Consider the following 23,623-nt stretch of genomic DNA (forward strand, 5'->3'; position numbering starts at 1 on the left):
CATCTGCAGGAAACAGCGACATGACCTCTTCGATCAAAGGCCACGTCAGCCGGGAACAGCGCGGCGCAATCATGCTCATCGGCCTGGACCGCGCCGCAAAACGCAACGCCTTCGACCTGGATATGCTCAACCAGCTGAGCCTGGCCTACGGGGAGTTCGAGCGTAACGACCAGGCGCGGGTCGCGGTGGTGTTTGCCCACGGCGACCATTTCACAGGCGGGCTCGATCTGGCCAAGGCCGGCCCGGCACTGAGAGAAGGCTGGACGCTCCCGCCCGGCGGTTACGATCCCTGGGGTCTGTCGGTCGGTCCGCGGGTCAGCAAGCCGGTGATCGTCGCGGCCCAGGGCTGGTGCCTGACCCTGGGCATCGAGCTGATGCTCGCCGCTGATATCAACCTGTGCGCGAGCAACGCCCGCTTCGCCCATCTGGAAGTGCAGCGCGGCATTTTCGCCTTTGGTGGCGCGACCCTGCGGCTGCACCAGATCGCGGGCTGGGGCAATGCCATGCGCTGGCTGCTGACGGGCGATGAATTCGACGCCCACGAAGCGTGCCGCATGGGCCTGGTGCAGGAGGTGATGGCCCCGGAAGACCTGCTGCCCTCGGCGTTGCGCTTGGCCCGGCACATCGCCGACCGGGCACCCCTGGGAGTCCGCACCACCCTGGAGTCCGCGCGTCAGGCAGTGCTCGAGGGTGAAAGCGTCGCGGCGAAGGCGTTGCCGGCGCTGGTCCGGCGGGTGCTCGACAGCGAAGACGCCAGGGAAGGCCTGCAGGCGCTGCTGGAAAAACGCACCCCGGTGTTCAAAGGCTGCTAATCAGAGATTGCTGACAGAGCCGGCTGAACGGGGATGCTGATCACGTCGCAGGCCGCAGCGTCTTGATCAGCGGCAACAGCGAATAGCCCAGCTGCGGCGCGAGGCTTTCGGCGCGCTGGGTGAGGGCGTCAATGTCCAGCGTCTGATCGAGGTCAGCGGGGACGATAAGGATGACGTTGCCCTCCTTCACCGGCAGTTCCCAGTAATGCCGGTGATAAAGCCCGCGCAGCAGCGCCGCCCCAAGTGGTTTGCCATCGTCCGACGCCCACTGGTTGATGATCAGCCAGCCGCCGGGGTTGAGGCGCTGTTGGCATTTTTCGAGAAACCCCCAGGCCAGATGGCCCACGGCAGGGCCGGTGTCGGTGTAGAGATCGACGAAAATCAGGTCAGCGTCTTCGGCGGTCGGCAGCAGGTCGAGGGCGTCGCCGATGCGCACGTACAGCCGGGGATCGTCCTGCAGGCCCATGTATTCCATGGCCAGACGCGGCACATCGGGGCGCAGTTCGATGGCTTCGACGTCGTCGAGGGGGAGAAACTTCAGGCACGCCTGGGTCAGCGTGCCCGCGCCCAGCCCCATGAACAGCGCGCTTTCCGGGGCGGGATGGCACAGGGCGCCAATGAACATGGCGCGGGTGTAGTCGTATTCGAGCCAGGCCGGATCGGCCGTGAACGTGCAACTCTGTTCGATGGCGTCACCGAACTCCAGGAAGCGGTAATCGGCCACTTCAAGTACGCGGATTTTGCCGAATTCGTCGTGAACTTCGGCCAACACGTGCTCTACGCGTTCCTCGGTCATTGCTGTTCTCGTGCCCATGGTCAGAGTGATTCGGGATAGCGCCCGCAGGGATTAGCATCGCCGCGCTCAGCGATCGACGTAGCCGCGCACCGGGCCTGGCGTGCAAAAGGGAGCTGAAAGCGGCCCGCAAAGGCGCGGATTGTCGGCGAATCACGCCCCGCAGGTCACGCAAATTCTCGGAGCGAGCTGCTAACATGCCTGTCCGATCGCACTGACTTCGAGTTCAACATGAGCCAACCCTGGAGCCCCGACAGCTGGCGGAACTTGCCTATCCAGCAGCAACCTCAATACCCGGACGCCGAGCACGTTCGCCGTGTCGAACAGACCCTTGCCAGCTACCCGCCGCTGGTGTTTGCCGGGGAAGCACGCGAGCTGCGCCGACAGTTTGCCGAGGTCACCGAGGGCCGGGCGTTCCTGCTGCAGGGTGGCGATTGCGCGGAGAGCTTCTTCGAATTCTCGGCGGCGAAAATCCGCGACACCTTCAAGGTGCTGCTGCAAATGGCGATCGTCATGACGTTTGCAGCCGGTTGTCCGGTGGTCAAGGTCGGGCGCATGGCCGGGCAATTCGCCAAGCCGCGCTCGTCCAACGACGAGACGATAGATGGCGTGACCTTGCCGGCGTACCGCGGCGACATCGTCAACGGCATCGGCTTCGACGAGAAGAGCCGCGTGCCCGACCCTGATCGCCTGCTGCAGGCGTATCACCAGTCCACCGCGACCCTCAATCTGCTGCGCGCTTTCGCCCAGGGCGGTTTTGCCGACCTGCATCAAGTGCACAAGTGGAACCTGGATTTCATCGCCAACTCGGCGCTGTCGGACAAATACAGCCAGCTCGCCGATCGCATCGACGAGACCCTGGCCTTCATGCGCGCCTGCGGCATGGACACCTCGCCGCAATTGCGCGAAACCAGTTTCTTCACCGCCCACGAAGCGCTGCTGCTGAATTTCGAAGAAGCCTTCGTCCGTCGCGACAGCCTGACGAATGATTTCTACGATTGCTCGGCACACATGCTGTGGATCGGCGACCGCACACGGCAGCTGGACGGCGCCCATGTGGAATTCCTGCGCGGCGTGAAGAACCCGATCGGCGTCAAGGTCGGGCCGAGCATGAACACCGACGACCTGATCCGCCTGATCGACATCCTCAACCCGGACAACGACCCGGGACGCTTGAACCTGATTGCGCGCATGGGCGCCAACAAGGTCGGCGACCATTTGCCGGGGCTGATCCGTGCAGTGGAGCGCGAAGGCAAGAAGGTGCTGTGGAGTTCGGACCCGATGCATGGCAACACGATCAAGGCCAGCAGCGGTTACAAGACCCGCGACTTCGCCCAGATCCTTGCGGAAGTGAAGCAGTTCTTCCAGGTGCATCAGGCCGAAGGGACCTACGCCGGGGGCATCCACATCGAGATGACCGGACAGAACGTCACCGAATGCATCGGCGGCGCGCGTCCGATTACCGAAGATGGCTTGTCGGACCGTTACCACACCCACTGTGATCCGCGGATGAATGCCGATCAGTCGCTGGAGCTGGCGTTTTTGATCGCCGAGACGTTGAAGCAGGTGCGTCGGTAGGGGGGCTGCGTCTGACTGCCATGGCCCCTTCCCGGCTGAAGCCGGTCCTACTAACGGCGCGCTGTTTTCTGCAGGACTGGCTTTAGCCGGGAAAGCGTCGGATGTCACACCCTGGAATTGAGGGTGCCAGCGCGGGCCCATTCCAGGCTATACCCGGTCCTACGTTTCATTACAGGTGATCGAAGCCGCTGGCCACAAACGCCTCCCGCAAGCGCGCCGCACTGGCGCGCTGGCAGTTGATCAGCACGTGCGGCAGTTCCAGCCAGCTTGCCAGTTGCCGCAGGTGCATCGCCAGGGCGTGCATGCCTTCGTCATCCAGTCCGGGTTGCTCTTCGTGAACCCCATGGACCGCCAGACGCCCTGCCGCCCGTTCAGCACGCAGGTCGATGCGCGCGGCGATGCGTTCGTTGTGCAGAAACGGCAGCACGTAATAGCCGTAAATCCGCTTGTGCGCCGGGGTGTAGATCTCCAGACGGTAGTGGAAATCGAACAGCCGCTCGGTCCGCGCCCGCTCCCAGATCAAGGAATCGAAAGGCGACAGCAACGCGCTGGCCGCCACCTTGCGCGGCACCGTCAGGCCAGGAAGCGTATACGCCGGTTGCTTCCAGCCCTGCACCTGAACCCGCTGAACCGCGCCCTCCTCCACCAGCTCTGCCAACCCGCGCTTCGCCGGGGCCGGGTCCTGCCGGAAATAATCGCGCACGTCCTTTTCGGTAGCGACGCCCAGCGCTTTGACCGCATGCAGCAGCAAGCCGCGCTGTGCGTCGGATTCGCCAATATCGGGGTGACAGACGATCGCCGGCGGCAGAACGCGCTCGGGCAAATCGTACAACCGCTCGAAACCGCGACGGCCGGCGACCGTGACCTCACCCGCTGCAAAGAGCCACTCCAGCGCATGCTTTTCGGCGCTCCAGTCCCACCACGGCCCGGCGCGATCCTGTCGGGTGCTGATACTGCCCGCACCCAACGCGCCCTGCTCGCGAACGGTCTGTAACACCCGGGCGATGGTGGTTTGCTGCTCGCGGCCGAACTTGGCCAGTTGCTGATAAATGCCCTCTCCCTGGGCCGCGCGCTGCATTCGCCAGCGCATCATCGGATACAGTTCGAGGGGCAGCAACGACGCCTCGTGGCCCCAGTATTCGAACAGCTTGCGCTGCCGACCCTGGCCCCATGCCGCCTGTTCCAGCAACGTGCGCGGGTAAGGGCCGAGCCGGGAAAAGAGCGGCAAGTAGTGCGATCGCACCAGCGCGTTCACCGAATCGATCTGCAGCACGCCGAGCCGTTCGATCAGCTGTGTGACGTGGGCTGCCTTGATCGTCGCAGGCGGCTGGCGACTGCTGAAGCCCTGGGCGGCCAGCGCCAGCCGGCGCGCGTGCTTGAGGGAAAGTGGCGGGTGGATCGGCAGTTCGGCGGGCATTGCAACCTCCATGGCGGTGCCCAACGCTAACCGATCATCCGCTGCCCTGTCAGCGCTTCATCGGGTCATCCCAGAAAGGACGCTGCATTTCTTCGTAGACATCCGCCCGACTCAGGCCCAGATCCTTCAGCGCATCATCGCTCAGCATGGCCAGTTCGACGCGCTGCTGATGCAGCTTGCGCCAGCGAGCAACCTGCGCCACAAATCCTTTCCACCAATGTTTCAGCGCGAATGCCCGCGACAGAGGCTTTGCGACCAGTACATAACCTTTTTGACCTTTCATCGTCCTGCCCTCCAGTGGGGATGGGCAGATTCTCTCGCCGGGCCTAAGATCAATCCAACGAATGTTTCTTATGCACTGCATCTGGGAGATTGATGCATGACCACCTACCCGAGTATCGACAGCGAACTGCTGCGCACCTATGTCGCGATCGCCGACGAGGGCGGTTACACCAAGGCGGGCGAGGTGGTGAATCGCACGCAGTCGGCCGTCAGCATGCAAATGAAACGGCTGGAGGAGGACGTGGTGCGGCGCCCGTTGTTTCTGAAAGACGGCCGCACCATCAGCTTCACGGCGGAAGGCCAAGTGCTGCTGGGCTACGCGCGGCGGATTCTGAAACTGCACAGCGAAGTGTTCAACACCCTGCGCGAGCCGCACATGGTCGGCACGGTGAAGATCGGCACGCCGGACGATTACGTGATGCGCTTTCTGCCGGGGATTTTGCAGCGTTTTGCCCAGGCCTATCCGCTGGTGCAGGTGGAAGTGCATTGCGAGTCTTCGTCGCAGTTGCTGCAACGCCAGGACCTGGACCTGAGCATTGTCACCCGCGAGCCCGGCAAGGAAATCGGCCAGATCCTGCGCCAGGAGCGGTTCGTCTGGGCCGTCGGCGCAGGCTTTTGCCCACAGGAGCAAACGCCGATGCCGCTGGCGATGTTCAACACCGACTGCTTTTGCCGGCAGTGGGCAATCAACGCGCTACAGGCGTCCGGCCGCGAGTTCCGGGTGGCCTACACCAGCGCGAGCCTGTCAGCGATCATGGCGGTGGTCAGCGCCGGGCTGGCGGTGACGGCACAGCTGCAAAGCCTGATCACCTCGGACCTCGAAGTGCTGGGGGAACAGCACGGGCTGCCGCAATTGCCGTCGGCGAGCATCGTGCTGCTGCGCAACCCCAACAACCCGTCGCCGATCACCGAGTGCCTGGCCGATCACATTGCCGAGGGGTTCAGGCTGTAAAAAGACTCAGGCTGTTAGATCACAGCTTGAAGCACAGCATGATCGCGCAGATCACCAGAAAGCCGCAGAACAGCGAGCGCAACGTACGCTCCGGCAAACTGTGCGCCAAGGCGACGCCCCAGCTGATGCTGGCCAGCCCGCCGATGGCCAGGGGAATGCCCATCAGCCAGTCGACGTGCCCGTGCAAGGCGTAAGTGGCCAGGGTAATCGTGGTGCTCGGCGCCGCCAGTGCCAGCGCCAGGCCCTGAGCCGTCACCTGCGTTGCGCCAAACAGGCCGGTCAGAATGGGTGTCGCGATCACCCCGCCGCCGACGCCGAACAGCCCGGCGGTGACGCCCGAGCCCACGCCCAGCAGCCACAACCATCGGGTGTGGCGCAATTGGGCGCCTGCAGTGCCCTTGCGCCAGACCATCTGGATCAGGTTGAACAGCGTCAGCACGATGAGAAACCCGACGAAGCCCAGGCGCATGCTTTGCGGGTCAACGCGCACCGCCCACAGTGAGGTCAGCCAGGACATCGTGAAACTGGGCACGATGAGCGCCAGCGCATGGCGCACCGACACCCGATTGCGCTGGTTGTAACGCCACAGCGCCAGCAGCACGTTGGGCAGCACCATCAACAACGCCGTGCCCTGGGCCAGTTGCTGATCGAGCCCGAACAACACGCCCAGCGCGGGAATGGCGACCAGCCCGCCGCCAATGCCGAACAGTCCACCCAGTGTGCCCATGGCGGCGCCCAGCAGCAGGTACATCAATACGTCGACAATCACGGGCGTTCCTCTGATCCGATTTCAGCGCGCATGCTACGCAGTCAGCGCCGTCGAGGAAATCCGCGTTGACGATTCCAGGGTGTACCACCGATTCACAGCATTGTCGGCGCCTGCCGCCGATCGATAGAAAGCTACACGCCCAGCCATTACCGAAATTATCTGGTGCATTAAACATCTGGGTACTAAATTACCGACCACTACTGACCGAGCGAGGGACACCCATGAACGCCAACGAGCCATCCCAAAAGGCTGGCGCTGGCAGCTGCGACGCGCTGCTGCTGGACAACCAGCTGTGTTTCGCCCTGTACTCGACGTCGCTGATGATGACCAAGGTGTACAAGCCGCTGCTGCAGGCGCTGAACCTGACCTACCCGCAATACCTGGCGATGCTGGTGTTGTGGGAGCGCGACGGCCTGACCGTCGGAGAGGTGAGCACGCGCCTGCTGACCGATCCGGGCTCGCTGACGCCGCTGCTGAAACGACTGGAAGCTGAAGGCCTGATTCGCCGGACCCGCAGCAAGGAAGATGAACGCGTCGTGCTGCTGACCCTGACCGACCAAGGAAAGGCGTTGCACACAAAGGCCCAGAGCGTTCCGCAATGCATTCTGGCCGCCAGCGGCATCAACCTTGAACAGCTCAAGGCCCTGCAGAAAGACCTGCTCGCCCTGCGTGGAAATCTGCACGAGAGCCTCTGATCGGCTGCCGTAATCGGCAATTCTCAAAAAGCTCAAAATTTAATGTGCGCACTCAGCAGTAGCGCAGTACTGCACATCAGTCTGCTGGCTTTGAACAAGCCGAAGCCCAGGCGCCGGTCGATGCAGCCCGCCAAGTGCCCTAACTCCAATGCCACGCGCGGCAACGTCGATGTCCGTCTGCACATGACTGTCTGACACTCGCCCACACGCACAGTGAAGCCCCTGAACTCGCAAGAGTCAGGGGCTTTTTGCTGAGTACGAATAGACACTTTCTGCAAGAAATGGACGACGCGCTTTTCATTTCCGTCCTACATCATCGCAGGCAAGACGCTTCGGTTTCCGGCTTTGACCCTGATCATCATTTCTGTCCGACCCGCTCAATCATTCCGCATTGATTGATACGGCCTCTCTCAGAATGATCACGACTCAGGACCTGGGCATGACGACCTCACTCGCTCCGATGTACACCAATGAAGTGACAGGCGAATTTCTTCAGTCACTCGACGCGCCCACCTTCACCTCTGAGCAAATGGCTGAATTTCACGAAGACGCCGTGGCGGTTATTCGCAGAAACGAAGCCTATTGCCTAACCCATCCGCCCATCGGCATCTACCGGCTTGCCACTGAAGGCAGCCAGACCCGCAACGGCGGCATTGTTCAAAAAACGCAGTCGACCATCACTTGCATCCTGGAGAACGGCGAGCAAGTGCGCTTAGCGCACAAGGGAGACTGCGTTCTTTATCCGGATGGTTCCACCGCCCACATCATCACAGGCGCAGGCCACAGCAATGGTCACGTCGCGTTGGTGGGGAGCCGCTTGTGCAACGGCGACGAGATCATCAACACGCCACAGCCCCACAGACCGTTCGTAGCCCGCCAGGGCGTCCCTTTGGCTGCCGACTTCCTGCCTGCCGTTGGCAGCGCTAACGCCGAATAACACCCCACTTGGTTCCATTGCGCGACCTGCCCATCAGGCTTTCGCGTGGATTCCCCACATCTCCACTCTTTCGCATGGACGCGACACCTGAACAGGGAACGAGCACTGATGGCTACCGGTTATTACATCCGACTGAACGACAAGACCAGCTGTGGCGGATTCGTCACGCAAGCAACCTCCCGCATGGTGTTGCACGGCATTGAACAGTCGCGAGAGGGCGACGCGGTGAAGTGCGGTGTCGACGGTAAAACGTATCGTATCAGCGGCGGAATTTCCCACATGACCAGTGACGGCATTCGCCTGGCCGGCACCCTGGACAGTGTCAGCGGTTGCCCCTGTAAAGCCCGGTTGGAGCCGTCGCTGTTCTGTGCCACCTACGAGAACGAGGAGAGTTCGGCGGCAGTAGCCGGCAGGCCTTTTTCCGCCGCTGGTTACAGGCAGGGTGCTGCCGTTGCAACTACGTCGATGCCACTCAGCGCACGTACTGCCAACGCGGAGATGGAGCAGGACCTCGAAGAAGGGGAAGAAGAAGTCGAGCAAGAGCAACTGATCACTCTGCGCCTTGGCGTGTTCTTTGATGGCACCGGGAACAACCAGGCCAACAGCGAAACGGTTGCAGGTTGCATGGCGCGGGATGTCGGGCTGGAAAATGAAGCCGAAGAAATTCAGAAGTTCTGTGCCGAGTTTGGCTATGGGATTGACGGGAGTGCGCCAGACAACAGCTTTGGGAATGACACCTCGAATGTGGCGCGGCTTTATGATTTGTACATGGACCATTCCGACGTCTCGATCGAGCCGGATGCTGAAGAAGCGGCATTAAAGGTTTATCTGGAAGGTATTGGGACTGTCAGCGGTGGTGAGGATGATCTGTGGGGGCAAGCAACTGGGAGAGGTAAAAACGGGGTTATTGCGCGGGTTGAACGGAGCTCTGAACTAATTCTAAAGAACTTAAGGCCGTTTATCCGGAGCAACCCGGATGTACTTATCTCACGGATCGAAGTGGATATTTTCGGTTTCAGTCGCGGGGCCGCTGCTGCTCGTCACTTTGCCAATGACCTGCGCAAAGGGGCTGACAGCCTTATAGCGAAAGTATTACCTGCGGACTCACCTTTATTTGCCAAGAGTTTCTGCTGGCGAGTTCAGCACGACATTCAACTGAACTTTATTGGCCTCTTCGATACCGTGCCGGCCATTGTCACACCGTTAATGCTGGATTTCAGCCCCGGCAATGACCGCAACGGGGTGCTCAACCTGGGACTTCCAACCGGTGCCGCTCGCAAAGTGGTGCAGTTCGTGGCGCGGGATGAGCATCGATTGAACTTCGCCCTGATCCGCACCGAGAACGATATCGCTCTGCCCGGCTCGCACTCAGACATTGGCGGCGGCTACCGGCCTCGTATGCGTGAACGGCTGCTGGTCGCGAAACCGGCAAGTAGTCGTGAACGAAAGACCACGCCTAATGAACAGTCCCTTGCCTTTTCACAATCCATTCAAAGCGTCGGTCCTTTGGTCAAACGCCTGGTCGATCAGGGGCTTGAGGTGGATATACATTGCCGCTCCGAAGACGAAGAGCGCACGCAGGAAAATCAAATCCCCCTTCACAAGCAGGTTTACGTCATCACCACACTTGATCGTGAGGTGGAGGGAGATTTGTCGAAGATTTATCTGCGGGTGATGCGTGAGATGGCAGTACAGCACGGCGCCCCGCTCGATGTTATCAACGAGCACGACCAGCGCCTTTCCTTGCCGACTGATCTCGCCACCATTTCAGCGAAGATTCTGGGGTATGCAACAGGCAGGAGAACAACGCTTGATCTGACCACCGCTGAAGAGGATTTGTTGTTACTACGGTACATACATCTTTCAGCCGGTTGGAATGCGGTGAAAGACAGGAATAGAACAAGCATCGGACCAATGTTTATCAACCGGCCAACCGATGACTACCAGCGGATCGCTCATGACAATCGTTAAGTTCAAAGCGCAGCTTGGATGCGTTTTGGGTCTGATCTTCAGCGGGTGCAGCACAATTTATGACGACGTAGAACTTCCTTACGACTCTTGGCGATTGGGCTTCTTTGCTCCCAACTATATGGAGGTCTGGATCGAAACCGCTGACGCTGTGGATATCAACGACAGATGGTTCAAGCGGGCAATGAGTGGCGTAGCAGCCGTGCAGACGCCTCCTAATTTAACGGGCAATCCGAAGGGCTGGCCAAAACATCCGGGAGCAGGCGCTGGAAAACAAGTCTCGGGTGCTAATCTTCCTCGCTTTATATACGTGCGTTGGCAATCTCTGGCCGAACCGAAGACCTATCAAGCCTACATAGAACTACCTGAGGGCATTCGCAAAGCCATGCTGAAAGGTGAGCGCGCATATTGCAGGGCAGATAACAAATGGATCAACGATTATAGAGACCTGATTACAGTGGGCTTGGCTCCGGGAGGCGTGACTAAGACCTGGATTCAGGGAGGCTGCCTAAATGCAATTGAAGTCAGCCGCGTGCAGGGTCACATAGTCGAGAAAGGTCCTCATGAAGGCCATTCAAACGGTCATTACTATCGCCCTCCCAATGAGGCATCGCAGGCCTACATCGACAAGTTCGGCATCCCTTATGACTCTTGGTGAAGGCCGATCAGAAAACATCAACGTCCTGTTCGGATGCGTATTGGGCCTGATCCTGAGCGGATGCAGTAGCGCTAACGACTACGGGGTGGAGCTGCCTTATGACGCATGGCGACTGGGCTTCTTTGCTCCCAACTACATGGAAGTCTGGATTGAGACAGCCAATGTCGTCGATGTCAAAGGCCGGTTATTCAGACGGGCCATGAGTGGCGTGGCGGGGATCCAGACGCCACCCAATCTCCGGGGGAATCCAAAAGGCTGGCCTACACGACCGGGCGACGGAAAAGGTAAACACGTGTGGCGAGCGGATGTCCCTCGGCTGATTTATGTCCGCTGGCAATCGTTGGCAGAACCCCAAACCTATGAAGCCTACATTGATATCCCGGAGCAGATTCAGCAATCCATGCTTGAAGGGGGGAAAACCTATTGCGATACAAGCAAGGTATGGATCGATGACTACCGAAAGAATCTGGTGGTAGGTCTGGCTCCTGGTGGCGTTGTCAAAACCTGGCTCATGGGAGTTTGTATTGACGCAGTCGAAGTCAGTCGGGTGCAAGGCAAGGTGGTTGAAAAAGGACCTGACCAAGGGCGTACGAATGGCCGTTATGCCTTGGAGCTAGAACCAGAGTCGCGAGCATACATCGACAAGTTCGGCATCCCTTATGACTCTTGGTGAAGGCCGATCAAAAATCATCAACGTCCTGCTCGGATGCGGTTTGAGCCTGATCCTGAGCGGATCCAGTAGCGCTAACGACTATGGGGTAGAGCTGCCGTATGACGCATGGCGACCGGGCTCGCTGACGCCACTGCTCTAACGTCTGGAAGCCGAAGGCCTGATCCGCCGTACCCGCAGCAGGGAAGACGAGCGCGTGGTGCTGCTGACCCTGACCGAGCAAGGCAAGGCGCTGCACAAAAAGGCCCAGAGCGTTCCGCAATGCATTCTCGCCGCCAGCGGCATTAACCTTGAACAGCTCAAGGCCCTGCAGAAAGACCTGCTCGCCCTGCGTGGAAATCTGCTCGAGAGCCTCTGATCGCCCCCCCAAAATCGACTCACCTCAAAAATCTCGAAAATTTATCTTGCGCACTAAACATTGGCACAGTACATTCCATCTCACTTGCTTAGCGCACAAGACTTTAGCGCCAGGCAGACCCTGATTCAGTTATCACCATCCAACCCATCAGCACGTGAGGAATTACCATGCAAGCGCTCTACACTGCAGTCGCAACCGCAACCGGTGGCCGTGATGGCCGCGCTGTTTCCGACAACAAAATTCTCGACGTCAAACTGGCCACCCCGAAAGAACTGGGCGGCGCTGGCGGCGAAGCCACCAACCCAGAGCAACTGTTCGCTGCCGGCTACTCGGCCTGCTTCATCGGCGCACTGAAATTCGTCGCCGGCCAGAGCAAGAAAACCATCCCGGCTGACGCGTCGATCACTGCCCACGTCGGCATCGGCCAGATCCCTGGCGGTTTCGGTCTGGACATCGACCTGCACATCAGCCTGCCGGGCCTTGAACAAGCCGAAGCCCAAGCGCTGGTCGATGCAGCCCACCAGGTCTGCCCTTACTCCAACGCCACACGCGGCAACGTCGACGTTCGTCTGCACGTGACTGTGTAAAAACCTGGCGTAAGGCCTCGCCTCCAACCCTCGTCTGACCGGGAGAAGAACATGAACACGTTTGGCAAGATTCTGGCTGGCTCGCTCCTCGCACTGTCCATCGGCAACGCTTTTGCTGCGACCGATACGGGCGTCGAGCACAACACGCAGGCGTTTCTGGACGCGCTGAATTCGGGAAGCGGCAAGCCGATCGAACAGCTTTCGCCCAAAGATGCCCGCGCCGTCCTGACCGGTGCCCAAGCCGGGGTCAAGTTGACCCTGCCCAAGGCCGATGTCAGCCAGAAGACCATTTCGGTGGACGGCCAAGACATCAGCCTGACGATCGTTCGTCCGGCCGGCGTCAAAGGCACCTTGCCGGTGTTCATGTATTTCCACGGCGGCGGCTGGGTGCTCGGCGATTACCCGACCCACGAACGTCTGGTGCGGGATCTGGTCGAGGGTTCGGGGGCAGTGGCGGTGTTCGTCAACTACACCCCATCACCTGAAGCCCACTACCCGACGGCGATCAACCAGGCCTATGCGGCGACCAAATGGGTCGCCGAGCATGGCAAGGAAATCAACGTCGACGGCAAGCGTCTGGCGGTGGCGGGGAACAGCGTCGGCGGCAACATGGCGACGGTTGTCAGCCTGATGGCCAAAGACAAAGGCACGCCGGCCATCCGTTATCAGGTGCTGTTGTGGCCGGTGACTGACGCCAACTTCGATACCGGTTCGTACGATCAGTTTGCCGAGGGTCACTTCCTCACCCGCAACATGATGAAGTGGTTCTGGGACAACTACACCACCGATCCGAAACAGCGCGCCGAGATCTATGCCTCACCGCTGCGGGCCACGACCGAGCAGCTGAAAGGTCTGCCGCCTGCCCTGGTGCAAACCGCAGGGGCTGACGTGCTGCGCGACGAAGGTGAAGCCTACGCCCGCAAGCTGGACCAGGCCGGTGTGCCGGTCACGGCAGTTCGCTACAACGGCATGATCCACGATTACGGGCTGTTGAACGTGGTCAGCCAGGTCCCGGAAGTGCGCTCGGCCCTGCTGCAGGCTTCGCAAGAGCTGAAGCTTCATCTGAAGTAAAGGCAGTATAAAAACGGGTCGACCAGCAGTGGTCGGCCCGTTTTGCATTGCTGGATTTTGTCGTTTAGTCGCCCCCTGTCGCGCAGCAAAAAGGGGCCCTGTGGGAGATCATCCCTGAGGCCTTGGCCACATACTGATTCCGTGGGTGACACTGATCCCGTGTACAGCTGCGGCTGTCTTTGGATTTGCTCCTACGAGGTGAGCGTGTTTCGCAGCTCGCTTTCCTATCAGCCACAAAAAAGCCCGACTCGATGGTCGGGCTTTCTCGTGTCCGGCGTTACATCACCGGCATTACAAAAACTGTGCTTATTTGGCACGGCCTTTGTAGGAACCGCCTTCACGGGTGTCGATTTCGATCTTGTCACCGATTTCGATGAAGTCAGCCACCTGCAGCTCGGTGCCGTTGGCCAGTTTGGCCGGCTTCATGACCTTGCCCGAGGTGTCGCCACGAGCCGAACCTTCGGTGTAGTCAACGGTGCGCACGATGGTGGTCGGCAGCTCTACGGAAACCAGACGCTCTTCAAAGAAGATCGCTTCGCAGACGTCGGTCATGCCTTCTTCAACGAATGGCAGAACGGCTTCGATGTCTTCGGCGTTCAGCTCGTACATGGTGTAGTCGGTGGTGTCCATGAACGTGTAAGTGTCGCCGCTGATGAAAGACAGCGTGGCTTCTTTACGGTCCAGGATCACGTCGTCCAGCTTGTCGTCGGCGCTGTAGACGATTTCAGTCTTGTAGCCGGTCAGCAGGTTCTTCAGCTTGGTTTTCATGATCGCGCTGTTACGGCCCGACTTGGTGAATTCAGCTTTCTGAACCAGCCAAGGATCGTTTTCCAGCTTGATCACGGTACCGGGTTTAAGCTCTTTGCCAGTTTTCATTACGAGTATCCGAATTTGGATGAAAGATCTTTCTAAGCCCTGTACGAAAAGCCACTTTTCGTACAGGGCTTAATACAAGGCCGCGTATCATATCCAACTTTGGTAAAACCTTACCAGCGCAGTCGTCAGATCCTCCTGCAAGGCCTGTTCCAGACACCAGCGCCGGGCATGGGCGGCGAGTTCATCAGTGTGCTGCTCCAGCGCATTCCAGCCCTGAGTCATGGCTGTTCCGCCATTCCAGCTGCGCCAGACCTCGGTCAGCGCCTGCCCTGCAGCCTCCGACAACCCCCCCCGATACAGCTCCAGAAACGCATCGAGCTTGGCCCAGTGGGCGTCGTCATCCTGCTCATAGATGTGCCAGATCAGCGGCCGCCCCGCCCATTGCGCGCGGACGAAGGAGTCCTCGCCGCGCACCACGTTGAAATCACAGCACCACAACAGCGAATCGTAGTCTTGCTGATGCACGAACGGCAGCACCTGAATGGTCAGGGCATCGCGCGCATGCACGGCGCCCGCCGTCAATTCATCCACGCCCAACCAGCGCTGAACGTCGCCCAGAATGCGGCCCTCAGGCACCAGCAAATGGGTAGTGCAATCAGCCTGGGCCAGGCAATCCAGCCAGCTCCCGAGCCCGGCGTGTTCGTAGGCAAACAGTGACATCAGCCGCGCATCGGCGTGGGGCGCGATGTTCAGGCGCTGGAGGAAGGATTGTCGTGCGGCGGGATTGGCCTGGAACGTCTGGCGCTTTTCGATCAAGCCGGCTTCACGCAACAACCCGCCGGTCTTCGCGGTGAATCCGGGGAAAAAGAAGTACTTGCGCAGGCCCGAAGACTGGATCGACGGCAGGCCGTGGCAGCCCGACACCCAGTCTTCGGCACTCAGGTACTCGAGGTTGAACCACAGCGGCCGTTTCTCTGCCCCGAGAATGGCGTCGATGTAGTCCGGTGGCAGGCGACAGGCAAAGGCCTCGACCACGACGTGCGGCAGCTGCAACGGCTGCCAGGTCTTGGGCCATGCCGCTGGCCAGCGACAGACGATAACGCCATCCTGCATTTGCTGATCAGCCAGGGGATCGGCACCCGGGCACAGCCGGGCGAAGGCATTCAGGTCATCGATCCAGAGGCGAACCTGCAGGTCGTGTTCGGCGACCAGTTGTCGGGCCAGGCGAAAGGTCACGCCGACGTCGCCGAAATTATCGACAACGCTACAGAAAATATCCCAAGAGGCTTTCATCCGGGCTCCCTGAGGATGTTCAAAAAAACCGATTGTCCGTCATTGCGGCGCAGAATCGCCAGCCCCGGTCGTGCGACAATCGCCGCCACTGCTGGCCACATGCATACAAGTCTGGAGTCTGTCATGTACGTCAACCCACGCGAACTGTCCGTCACGCTGCGCCCCCTCAAGCTGATCCTGTCGATTGCCGCCGGCATCTGGCTGGGGTTTCTCGCTGTCCTGCTAAGCCTCTGGCTGATCTATAAACTGCTCCCCGCCGAGCAGACCCAGGCACTGAACAATGCCGCGGCGCAGATAACTGCCCCGCCCGCGGCCAGACCAAAATCCGAAACTGATAACCCGATGTTCGATCAGTACCGGCAGATCCTGCGCGACAGCGAAGCGCGGCAGACCCAGGAGGCCGAGCAGGCGGAGCGGCAACGCAGCTTCAACGGCCCGAAATGCCAGTTCTGGATGCAGCAGAACCAGACCGCGCCCAGCGAGAAAAGCCGTGCGAGCGTCTATCAGTTCTGCGGTTGAATCCCTTTTTGTCGAGCCATTCCATGCCACCGAATACGCCATGCCCATGAACAAGCAAACCGTCCTGCAGTGCATCGTCGAGAAACTGCAGGTCGACCTCGATGTGGCCGTGCGTGCTGCGCAAACGGCGTACGAAACCGCGACCCACGAAGAGAACATCGCCGAGAACAAGTACGACACCCTCGGGCTGGAGGCGTCGTATCTGGCCGCAGGTCAGGCGCGGCGTGTGGAAGAAATCCGCCAGTCGCTGAACCTCTGCCGCCACCTCGTGCTCAAGCCCTTCGATGACCAGCGCGGCATCCAGACCGGCGATCTCATTGCCCTGCAGGCAGGCAACGGCGCAGGGCAGCTGTTGTTTCTCGGGCCAGACGCGGCGGGGCTGAAACTCACGGTCGAAGAGCAGGTGATTACGGTGATCACCGCACGTTCGCCACTGGGACAAAGCCTGCTTGGCAAGTTCGATGGCGATGAGGTGGAGGTGGTGGTGAACGGCAGCCGTCAATTGTTCGAGATCACGCAAATCCTGTGACCCACTGATCATTTGCAGGGTTGTAGCGTCCGAGTTTTTGTGGGTAAGGTGCGCAGTCGCACCACAAAGGGTGAACCCCGGAACACGGAGCCGGGGACACGGATTTAACCAAGGAGATATTTCATGACGAACGTCATCACTTTCCCTGACGCCCATGAACGTGATCGCCTCAAGTCCAGTGACCACCACGGGTTGAGATACCTGAACAAGAAAGAGCGACAACTGATCGACCGCCTGCGCATGACCAGTCACGCCGGCCGCCAGTACGTTTACGACTACGCCAGCATCATGCAGCGTTCCAAACCGCTGTACCCCGAACCGGTGGACTGACGCGGCGCAACCGGGACACGCGCCGGTTCAGCAGAGGTTCAGTACAACGCCCATGAGCGCGGGCCTATAGTGGGCAGGTGTTTCTGTCCTCAGGAAAGCATCATGCCCACTGCCACGCCCGTCCCCTCGCCCGCCGAACCGAGCGCTGCCGCTGCGCCGGCAGATCATCTGCGCTTTCACAAACGCCACGCCCACCTGGCGCCGACCTTTGGCACCGATGCCTTCGCCCTCAAGGCCGAGGCGTTTGCGCGCTTTTTCGGCACGCCCACCTTTCTCGGCGCCCAGACGTTTCTGGTGGTGCTGTGGGTCGGCGCCAACCTGAGCGGGCTGGTGTCATTCGATCTCTACCCGTTCATCCTGCTCAATCTGGCGTTCAGCCTGCAATCGGCCTACGCCGCACCGCTCATTCTCCTCGCGCAAACACGACAGGCTGCCCGCGACAAGGCCAGCGCCGATGCCGACGCGCTCCACCGCGAGGCGTTGGCAACGGCCAATGAAGAACGCATGGCGCGAGCGGCGCAAAACACCGCACAGATGCTGGAACTGCTGGAACAAAACACCCGGCTCACCGAAATGACCAAAGTGCTGACCGAACGGGTGGAAGCGCTGACGGCGGACATGCACAAGCATTTCGTTAAAAGAGATGGGCATGTTTGACGGTTTTCGGGATTTGGCTTGCCCCTACTGCGGATCTGCGGCACGCGCAAAATCTTAGTCTGGCAAGGGACCTTGTAGGAGTGAGCTTGCTCGCGAAGAGGCCAGTACATCCGCTAAATCTTCTCCGGCTGAAATACCGTCTTCGCGAGCCAGCTCACTCCTACAGTTCCTCCGTTTTCCGCAAAACAATGCAGCGCGCTGGCTAAGGACAGCTTCTACGGAAATCACATCCCGTTGAACGATCACGATCAAGCGCTGCCCGAAACTTCATGGCATTCATGATCCCCCGTCAAAACTCCCGTGCCCGCGCTGTGGTTTTTCCCTGCCAGCCGGCGCGGGATACTGGGCGTCTGCTTCGTTAATCCCCTTCCCCCTTGAACTCTGGAGTTTTCCCATGACTGTTCCCGCATTTGGCCTCGGCACCTTCCGCCTGAAAGATCAGGTCGTCATCGACTCGGTCAGCAACGGCCTGGAGCTGGGCTATCGCGTCATCGACACCGCGCAGATCTACGGCAATGAAGCCGAGGTCGGTCAGGCCATCGAGCAAAGCGGCGTGTCCCGTGATGAGCTGTACATCACCACCAAGATCTGGACTGACAATTTCGCCGCCGACAAGCTGATTCCGAGCCTTAAGGAAAGCCTGGCCAAGCTGAAAACCGATCACGTCGACCTGACGCTGATCCACTGGCCGTCGCCGAAGGGCCAGGTGCCTGTCGCCGAATTCATGGGCGCACTGCTGGAAGCCAAGCGGCAAGGCCTGACCCGCGAGATCGGCATTTCCAATTTCACCGTGGCGCTGATGGGTGAAGCCATCGCTGCGGTCGGTGCCGAGAATATCGCCACCAACCAGATCGAACTGCACCCGTACCTGCAAAACCGTACCGTGGCCGCTTTCGCTCAACAGCACGGGATCAAGATCACGTCCTACATGACCCTGGCCTACGGCGAAGTGCTGAAAGACCCGGTGATCGAGCAGATCGCCCAGCGCCACAACGCGACGCCTGCGCAAGTGACCCTGACGTGGGCCATGCAACTGGGCTACGCGGTGATTCCGTCGTCGACCAAACGCGCCAACCTGGAAAGCAACCTGAAAGCCGTCGACCTTACGCTCAGCCAGGACGACATGGCGCAGATCGCCCAGCTGGACCGCGGCCATCGCCTGACCAGCCCGGCCAGCCTTGCGCCGCAGTGGGATTGATAAAGCGCTGATTCTGGCTTCGGCCAGAATCACCCCAATCAGCGCCCCCTAATAACGCACCCGAACCATAAACAGGCGCCCTGCCTGGACCCTCCCCCGAAATTGGTTCGCTTCCCGGCTGAACCAATCCCGCTCCTCCTCGCGAACCAGACTTCCGAACCTTTGCCGATTGGCCCGAAGCGGCGGGATCACGCCTGCCCTTGTGCCGGCCATCGGACCTTGCGGGTGAACCAATTTTCATTGGCATCGCTATTGCACTCCTATTCTGCAGCCAGGCCCTGCTTCACGCAGCCCATGGCCTCCGGTTCACCCCCGTGACGAGAGACGCAGATGGACAGCATCGACACCGACGCAACCCACGACACTTCGTCAAAGATGGCCCTCGACGCGTTGCGCCAACTGGTCGCGCAGCAGGCGGCCTTCCCGCAACGGCCGTTGCCGACCGAGCGCGATCTGGCGGTGGATTTCGGCGTCAGTCGCCGGGCCATTCGCCGCGCGCTGGCGGTGCTCGAAGCCGAGGGGCACATCTGGCGGCGGCAGGGCAAAGGCACTTTCGTCGGCCCTACCCCGCCGAGCGCGGCCATGAGCTTTGCCAAGCTGTCGAGCCGGACCAATTTCAGCGAGGTCATGGAAGCGCGCATCTATCTGGAACCGGCGCTGGCGTCACTGGCCGCCCTGCGCGCCAGCGGCGAACAGATGGCGATCCTGCGCCGGCTCGCCGAGCGCACCACCCACCAGCAACATGCCAGCGAACCCGACGCCGAAGGCATCGAGCTGTGGGACAGCGCGCTGCATCGCGGGATCGCCGAAGCCGCCGGCAACCGCCTGATGCTCGATATCTTCGAAATGCTCGACGCCATTCGTCTTGACCCGGCCTGGCGCGACCTGCGCCAGCGCGCCCGCAACACCGATCGCCTGAGCACCTACAGCCACGACCACCACGACATCATCGGCGCCATCGAGAGCCGCGATCCGGCCAAGGCCGCCACCGCCATGCGCGGGCACCTGCGTGCGCTGCAACAGGCGCTCGATCACGTCATCCAGCAAGACCTCGAGGCCAGCGTATGAGTGCTTCACCCGCGAACACCCCATCGGTATTGAGCGTCAGCGACCTCACCGTGCGCTTCAAGGATGCCCCGGCCAATGTCGTCGACGGCGTGTCGTTCGCCATTCAGCCGGGCAAGACCCTGGCCATCGTCGGCGAGTCCGGCTGCGGCAAAAGCGTGACGTCCATGGCGTTGATGGGCTTGCTGCCCGACACCGCCACCGTCCAGGCCAGCGCCTCGAATCTGCTGGGCGAACCTTTGATCGGTATGTCCGACGAGCGCCTGCTGGACGTGCGCGGAAACCGCATGGCAATGATCTTTCAGGAGCCGATGACCTCGCTCAATCCGGTGTTCACCATTGGTGACCAGATCGCCGAGAGTGTGATTCGCCATCAGGGTCTGTCTGCCAGCGCCGCCCGCCAGCGCGCGCTGGAAATGCTGGAAAAGGTCCGCGTGCCCGATGCCCTTCAACGCCTCGACGCTTACCCCCACGAGCTGTCCGGCGGCATGCGTCAGCGCGCGATGATCGCTATGGCACTGGCCAACGACCCTGCGCTGATCATCGCCGACGAACCCACCACCGCCCTGGACGTGACCATTCAGGCGCAGATTCTTTCGCTGGTCGCCAGCCTCCAGGCCGAAACCGGCACCTCGATGATGCTCATCACCCACGACCTCGGCGTGGTCGCCGAAGTGGCCGACGAGGTCATCGTGATGTACGCCGGGCGCGTCGTCGAAAGCGGTTCGGTGAAGACCTTATTCGATGATCCGCAGCACCCTTACACCATCGGCCTGATGGGCTCGATGCCCTCGGTTGGCCCTCGCGAAGGGCGTTTGGCAACGATCAATGGCCGTGTGCCGACGCCGGCTGAAATGCCTACGGGCTGCCGCTTTGCCAGCCGTTGCCCGTTCGTCATCGCTGCCTGCCGGGAAGCCCGTCCGCCGTTGCAGGAAGTCTCCGCCGGGCATTTCGCCGCCTGCATTCGTGTGCCACTTGAACAGCATCTGGGAGTCAGCGCATGAGCCTGTCAGGCCCACACATCGTGAACAACGGGGTGGCTGAATCGGCGCTGGAAAAGCCGATTCTGGAAAGCATCGCGGTGAGCAAACACTTTCACAGCGAAGCCGGGTTGTTCCAGCGCAAGAAGCCACCCGTGCAGGCGGTCAATGAGGTTTCCCTGGCCGTGCGCCGGGGCGAAACCCTGGCGCTGGTGGGTGAGTCCGGCTCGGGTAAATCGACCCTGGGCCGGGTGCTGCTGAACCTGCTCAAGCCCACCGCTGGCGACGTCATTTATGAAGGCCGCAACCTGGGCAACCTGCCCGCCGACAAGCTGCGTCAGGTACGCCGCGATCTGCAGATCATTTTCCAGGACCCGTTCGCCTCGCTGAACCCGCGCATGAGCGTGGAATCGATCATCGGCGAGCCGATCTGGCTGCATCGCGACGACAGCCGCAGCGCGCGTCAGGACAAAGTCGCCGAGCTGCTGCGCACGGTGGGTCTGGCGCCGGAGCACGGCAGCCGCTTTCCCCACGAATTTTCCGGTGGTCAGCGTCAGCGCATCGGTATCGCCCGGGCGCTGGCCTCGGAACCACGGCTGATCCTCGGCGACGAACCGGTGTCGGCGCTCGACGTTTCGGTGCAGGCCCAGGTGGTGAATCTGCTGGAAGACCTCAAGCACCAGTTCGGCCTGACCCTGCTGATCGTCGCCCACGGCCTCGCGGTGATCCGCCACATGAGCGACCGTGTGGCGGTGATGTACCTCGGCGAGATCGTCGAACTGGCGCCGGTCAACGCGCTGTTCGAAACGCCGTTTCATCCTTACACGCAAGCGCTGATGGCCGCCGTGCCGGTCAGCCATCCCGATCTGCGCCGTCCGCGGCCGTTACTCGGCGGTGACATGCCAAGCCCGAGCAAGCCGCCGTCCGGTTGCCGCTTTCACACCCGTTGCCCCCACGCCAAGCCGCTGTGCCGCGAGGCGAAGCCGCTCTTCGAAAGCGTCGAGCCGGGGCGTCAGGTGGCCTGCCATTACTGGCGCGAAATCGCCAATGCCGGCGCCGGTTCGCTGATCGTGCCCACGCCCAGCGCCGCCTACAGCCAGCGCCTGAACCTGTTCAAAAGCCATCAAGCCCTTTCTCTGGAGAGTCAGCCATGAAATTCGCCCACCTGATGACAACCACGTTGTTGCTGCTCGCTGCGAATGCGGCTGTCGCCGAAACCACCCTGCGCATCGGCATTCAGGACGACCCTGACATGCTCGACCCGCACCGCTCGCGCACTTACTCGGGGCGTCTGGTCTACACCGCGCTGTGCGACAAGCTGGTGGACGTCAATCCGGACCTGACCTACGCGCCGCAACTGGCCACCGCCTGGAACTGGAGCGAGGACGGCAAGACGCTGACCATGACCCTGCGCGACGGCGTGACCTTCCACGACGGCGAGGTATTCGACGCCGCCGCCGTGAAGTTCAACCTCGACCGTGCGCGCACCCTGCCCGACTCCCTGCGCAAGAGTGAACTGGCGTCGGTGGAAAGCGTTGAGGTGATCGACGCGAAGACCGTGGCGATCAAGGTCAAGCAGCCCGACGCGACGCTGATCTCGCAGCTGTCGGACCGCGCCGGGATGATGCTCGCACCCAAGGCCTCGGCGACCGACGTGGCCTCCAGGCCGGTGTGTTCCGGGCCCTACAAATTTGTTCAGCGCGTGCAGCAGGACCGCATCGTGCTGGAGCGCTTCGACAACTACTGGAACAAGCAGGCGTACCACTTCGACAAGGTGATTTTCCTGCCGATTCCGGACACCTCGGTGCGCCTGGCAAACCTGCGTTCCGGCGACCTGGACATCATCGAACGCGTCGCGCCCACCGACGTGAAGACCGCCAAGGCCGACAGCCACGTGCAGGTGTTCAGCACGCCGGGCCTGGGCTACATGCAGCTGATGTACAACACCAACAACGGCGACAAAGCCAACACCCCGATGGGCAAGGACAAGCGCGTGCGCAAGGCTTTCGAGCTGGCGATCGACCGTGACGCGATCAATCAGGTGGTGTTCGAAGGCCTGTACGCGCCGAGCGCCCAGCCGTTCCCGAAAAACAGCCCGTATTACGACAAGGACTTGCCGCTCCCGACCCGTGACGTCGAAGCCAGCAAAAAACTGCTTGCGGAAGCCGGGGTCAAGACGCCCCTCGCCGTGGAGCTGAAAGTCGCCAACAACCCCATCGCCCAGCAGGTCGGCCAGATCATTCAGGCGATGGCGGAAGAAGCCGGCTTCAAGGTCAATCTGATCGCCACCGAATACGCCACGCTGCTCAGCGAGCAACAGGCCGGCAACTTCCAGATCGGCATGAGCGCCTGGTCGGGCCGCCCTGATCCGGATGGCGACATCCACCAGTTCGTGACCTGCAAGGGCGGCCAGAACGACGGGCATTTCTGTGACCCGAAACTCGACGAGCTGCTGAACAAGGCGCGCACCGTGAACGATCAGGCCCAGCGTCAGGCCATCTACTTCGAGGCCCTGCGCCTGCTCGCCGAAGACGTGCCGACCAGCTACCTGTACTTCGATCCGCGAATCATCGCCATGCGCAGCAACCTCACCGGTTTCGTGCCCAATCCCGATGGTTTGATTCGCCTGAACAACGTCGCTTTCAAATGACAGCGGCGCCCGTGGACAACCGCTTCGGCCGCGAGGATT

At 61.0% G+C, this 23,623-nt stretch carries 25 protein-coding genes and 2 pseudogenes; 21 read left to right on the forward strand and 6 right to left on the reverse strand.

Annotated features, from left to right (window positions below):
• Positions 1-20: 20 nt before the first annotated feature.
• Positions 21-812: a crotonase/enoyl-CoA hydratase family protein gene (locus IFT99_RS16900; protein WP_192133718.1), complete on the forward strand. Its 792-nt coding sequence runs from the start codon at positions 21-23 to the stop codon at positions 810-812.
• Between the two features lie 40 nt (positions 813-852).
• Here IFT99_RS16900 and IFT99_RS16905 read toward each other — a convergent pair whose 3' ends face one another.
• Complete coding sequence (locus IFT99_RS16905; protein WP_065993059.1) at positions 853-1,608, reverse strand: spermidine synthase; 756 nt, start codon at positions 1,606-1,608, stop codon at positions 853-855.
• A gap of 228 nt (positions 1,609-1,836) precedes the next feature.
• Between IFT99_RS16905 and IFT99_RS16910 the strand changes: the two genes are divergently transcribed.
• Positions 1,837-3,183, forward strand: a complete 1,347-nt coding sequence (locus IFT99_RS16910; RefSeq protein WP_065993057.1) for a class II 3-deoxy-7-phosphoheptulonate synthase — start codon at positions 1,837-1,839, stop codon at positions 3,181-3,183.
• Positions 3,184-3,352: 169 nt separating this feature from the next.
• Here the strand turns inward: IFT99_RS16910 and IFT99_RS16915 are convergent, their stop codons facing one another.
• Together IFT99_RS16915 and IFT99_RS16920 are read right to left on the reverse strand one after the other, a co-directional pair.
• Complete coding sequence (locus IFT99_RS16915) at positions 3,353-4,600, reverse strand: winged helix-turn-helix domain-containing protein (RefSeq protein ID WP_192133719.1); 1,248 nt, start codon at positions 4,598-4,600, stop codon at positions 3,353-3,355.
• A gap of 49 nt (positions 4,601-4,649) precedes the next feature.
• Complete coding sequence (locus IFT99_RS16920; protein ID WP_244657006.1) at positions 4,650-4,883, reverse strand: DUF1127 domain-containing protein; 234 nt, start codon at positions 4,881-4,883, stop codon at positions 4,650-4,652.
• Between the two features lie 96 nt (positions 4,884-4,979).
• On the opposite strand from IFT99_RS16920, the gene IFT99_RS16925 reads away from it, so the two are divergent.
• Positions 4,980-5,834, forward strand: coding sequence for a LysR substrate-binding domain-containing protein (locus IFT99_RS16925; protein WP_192133723.1), 855 nt, complete (start codon positions 4,980-4,982; stop codon positions 5,832-5,834).
• Positions 5,835-5,853: 19 nt separating this feature from the next.
• Here IFT99_RS16925 and IFT99_RS16930 read toward each other — a convergent pair whose 3' ends face one another.
• On the reverse strand, positions 5,854-6,585 hold the full coding sequence (locus tag IFT99_RS16930) for a sulfite exporter TauE/SafE family protein (RefSeq protein WP_197986022.1): 732 nt from the start codon (positions 6,583-6,585) through the stop codon (positions 5,854-5,856).
• A gap of 239 nt (positions 6,586-6,824) precedes the next feature.
• Between IFT99_RS16930 and IFT99_RS16935 the strand changes: the two genes are divergently transcribed.
• The 9 genes and pseudogenes from IFT99_RS16935 to IFT99_RS16975 all read left to right on the forward strand — a co-directional run bounded on the left by IFT99_RS16935 (position 6,825) and on the right by IFT99_RS16975 (position 13,547).
• Positions 6,825-7,298 (forward strand): MarR family winged helix-turn-helix transcriptional regulator, encoded by a 474-nt coding sequence (locus tag IFT99_RS16935; protein ID WP_192133725.1) that lies wholly within the window; start codon positions 6,825-6,827, stop codon positions 7,296-7,298.
• A gap of 86 nt (positions 7,299-7,384) precedes the next feature.
• Positions 7,385-7,493, forward strand: a pseudogene (locus IFT99_RS16940) (organic hydroperoxide resistance protein); the annotation flags it as partial.
• Positions 7,494-7,737: 244 nt separating this feature from the next.
• A complete protein-coding gene (locus tag IFT99_RS16945; RefSeq protein WP_192133727.1) occupies positions 7,738-8,235 on the forward strand; it encodes a hypothetical protein in 498 nt (165 codons plus the stop codon).
• A 108-nt stretch (positions 8,236-8,343) separates the two neighbouring features.
• Complete coding sequence (locus tag IFT99_RS16950; protein WP_192133729.1) at positions 8,344-10,206, forward strand: PAAR domain-containing protein; 1,863 nt, start codon at positions 8,344-8,346, stop codon at positions 10,204-10,206.
• Positions 10,193-10,861: a DUF2931 family protein gene (locus tag IFT99_RS16955; protein WP_192133731.1), complete on the forward strand. Its 669-nt coding sequence runs from the start codon at positions 10,193-10,195 to the stop codon at positions 10,859-10,861. The genes IFT99_RS16950 and IFT99_RS16955 overlap by 14 nt, the downstream gene beginning before the upstream one ends.
• Entirely contained in the window at positions 10,848-11,534 is a 687-nt protein-coding gene (locus tag IFT99_RS16960; protein WP_192133733.1) for a DUF2931 family protein, read from the forward strand. Before IFT99_RS16955 ends, IFT99_RS16960 begins: the two co-directional genes overlap by 14 nt.
• Positions 11,535-11,646: 112 nt before the next feature.
• A pseudogene (locus IFT99_RS16965) lies at positions 11,647-11,889 on the forward strand (MarR family winged helix-turn-helix transcriptional regulator); the annotation flags it as partial.
• A gap of 167 nt (positions 11,890-12,056) precedes the next feature.
• The gene (locus IFT99_RS16970) at positions 12,057-12,476 is read left to right on the forward strand and encodes an organic hydroperoxide resistance protein (RefSeq protein ID WP_065993050.1); all 420 of its coding nucleotides are present in this window, start codon (positions 12,057-12,059) and stop codon (positions 12,474-12,476) included.
• 51 nt (positions 12,477-12,527) lie between these two features.
• Positions 12,528-13,547 (forward strand): alpha/beta hydrolase, encoded by a 1,020-nt coding sequence (locus IFT99_RS16975; protein ID WP_192133735.1) that lies wholly within the window; start codon positions 12,528-12,530, stop codon positions 13,545-13,547.
• 306 nt (positions 13,548-13,853) lie between these two features.
• Here the strand turns inward: IFT99_RS16975 and IFT99_RS16980 are convergent, their stop codons facing one another.
• Positions 13,854-14,423 (reverse strand): elongation factor P, encoded by a 570-nt coding sequence (locus tag IFT99_RS16980; RefSeq protein WP_065993048.1) that lies wholly within the window; start codon positions 14,421-14,423, stop codon positions 13,854-13,856.
• Between the two features lie 87 nt (positions 14,424-14,510).
• Entirely contained in the window at positions 14,511-15,656 is a 1,146-nt protein-coding gene (earP, locus tag IFT99_RS16985; protein ID WP_192133737.1) for an elongation factor P maturation arginine rhamnosyltransferase EarP, read from the reverse strand.
• Positions 15,657-15,779: 123 nt separating this feature from the next.
• Here earP and IFT99_RS16990 point away from each other — a divergent pair, with 123 nt between their 5' ends.
• The 9 genes from IFT99_RS16990 to IFT99_RS17030 all read left to right on the forward strand — a co-directional run bounded on the left by IFT99_RS16990 (position 15,780) and on the right by IFT99_RS17030 (position 23,584).
• A complete protein-coding gene (locus tag IFT99_RS16990; protein ID WP_192133739.1) occupies positions 15,780-16,175 on the forward strand; it encodes a hypothetical protein in 396 nt (131 codons plus the stop codon).
• Positions 16,176-16,221: 46 nt separating this feature from the next.
• Positions 16,222-16,704: a GreA/GreB family elongation factor gene (locus IFT99_RS16995; RefSeq protein ID WP_192134045.1), complete on the forward strand. Its 483-nt coding sequence runs from the start codon at positions 16,222-16,224 to the stop codon at positions 16,702-16,704.
• Positions 16,705-16,827: 123 nt separating this feature from the next.
• Positions 16,828-17,034, forward strand: coding sequence for a hypothetical protein (locus IFT99_RS17000; protein ID WP_065993044.1), 207 nt, complete (start codon positions 16,828-16,830; stop codon positions 17,032-17,034).
• Between the two features lie 102 nt (positions 17,035-17,136).
• Positions 17,137-17,691: a DUF1003 domain-containing protein gene (locus IFT99_RS17005; protein WP_192133741.1), complete on the forward strand. Its 555-nt coding sequence runs from the start codon at positions 17,137-17,139 to the stop codon at positions 17,689-17,691.
• A 394-nt stretch (positions 17,692-18,085) separates the two neighbouring features.
• Positions 18,086-18,889 (forward strand): 2,5-didehydrogluconate reductase DkgB, encoded by an 804-nt coding sequence (dkgB, locus tag IFT99_RS17010; RefSeq protein WP_192133743.1) that lies wholly within the window; start codon positions 18,086-18,088, stop codon positions 18,887-18,889.
• A 330-nt stretch (positions 18,890-19,219) separates the two neighbouring features.
• Positions 19,220-19,957, forward strand: coding sequence for a FadR/GntR family transcriptional regulator (locus tag IFT99_RS17015; RefSeq protein ID WP_065993032.1), 738 nt, complete (start codon positions 19,220-19,222; stop codon positions 19,955-19,957).
• Positions 19,954-20,958, forward strand: coding sequence for an ABC transporter ATP-binding protein (locus IFT99_RS17020; protein ID WP_192133746.1), 1,005 nt, complete (start codon positions 19,954-19,956; stop codon positions 20,956-20,958). The genes IFT99_RS17015 and IFT99_RS17020 overlap by 4 nt, the downstream gene beginning before the upstream one ends.
• Positions 20,955-22,088, forward strand: a complete 1,134-nt coding sequence (locus IFT99_RS17025; protein ID WP_192133748.1) for an ABC transporter ATP-binding protein — start codon at positions 20,955-20,957, stop codon at positions 22,086-22,088. The genes IFT99_RS17020 and IFT99_RS17025 overlap by 4 nt, the downstream gene beginning before the upstream one ends.
• Positions 22,085-23,584, forward strand: coding sequence for an ABC transporter substrate-binding protein (locus IFT99_RS17030; protein ID WP_192133750.1), 1,500 nt, complete (start codon positions 22,085-22,087; stop codon positions 23,582-23,584). The genes IFT99_RS17025 and IFT99_RS17030 overlap by 4 nt, the downstream gene beginning before the upstream one ends.
• The last annotated feature ends 39 nt before the right edge of the window (positions 23,585-23,623 follow it).

The sequence above is a fragment of the Pseudomonas sp. CFBP 8772 genome (assembly GCF_014841665.1).
Classification (GTDB): Bacteria; Pseudomonadota; Gammaproteobacteria; order Pseudomonadales; family Pseudomonadaceae; genus Aquipseudomonas; species Aquipseudomonas graminis_B.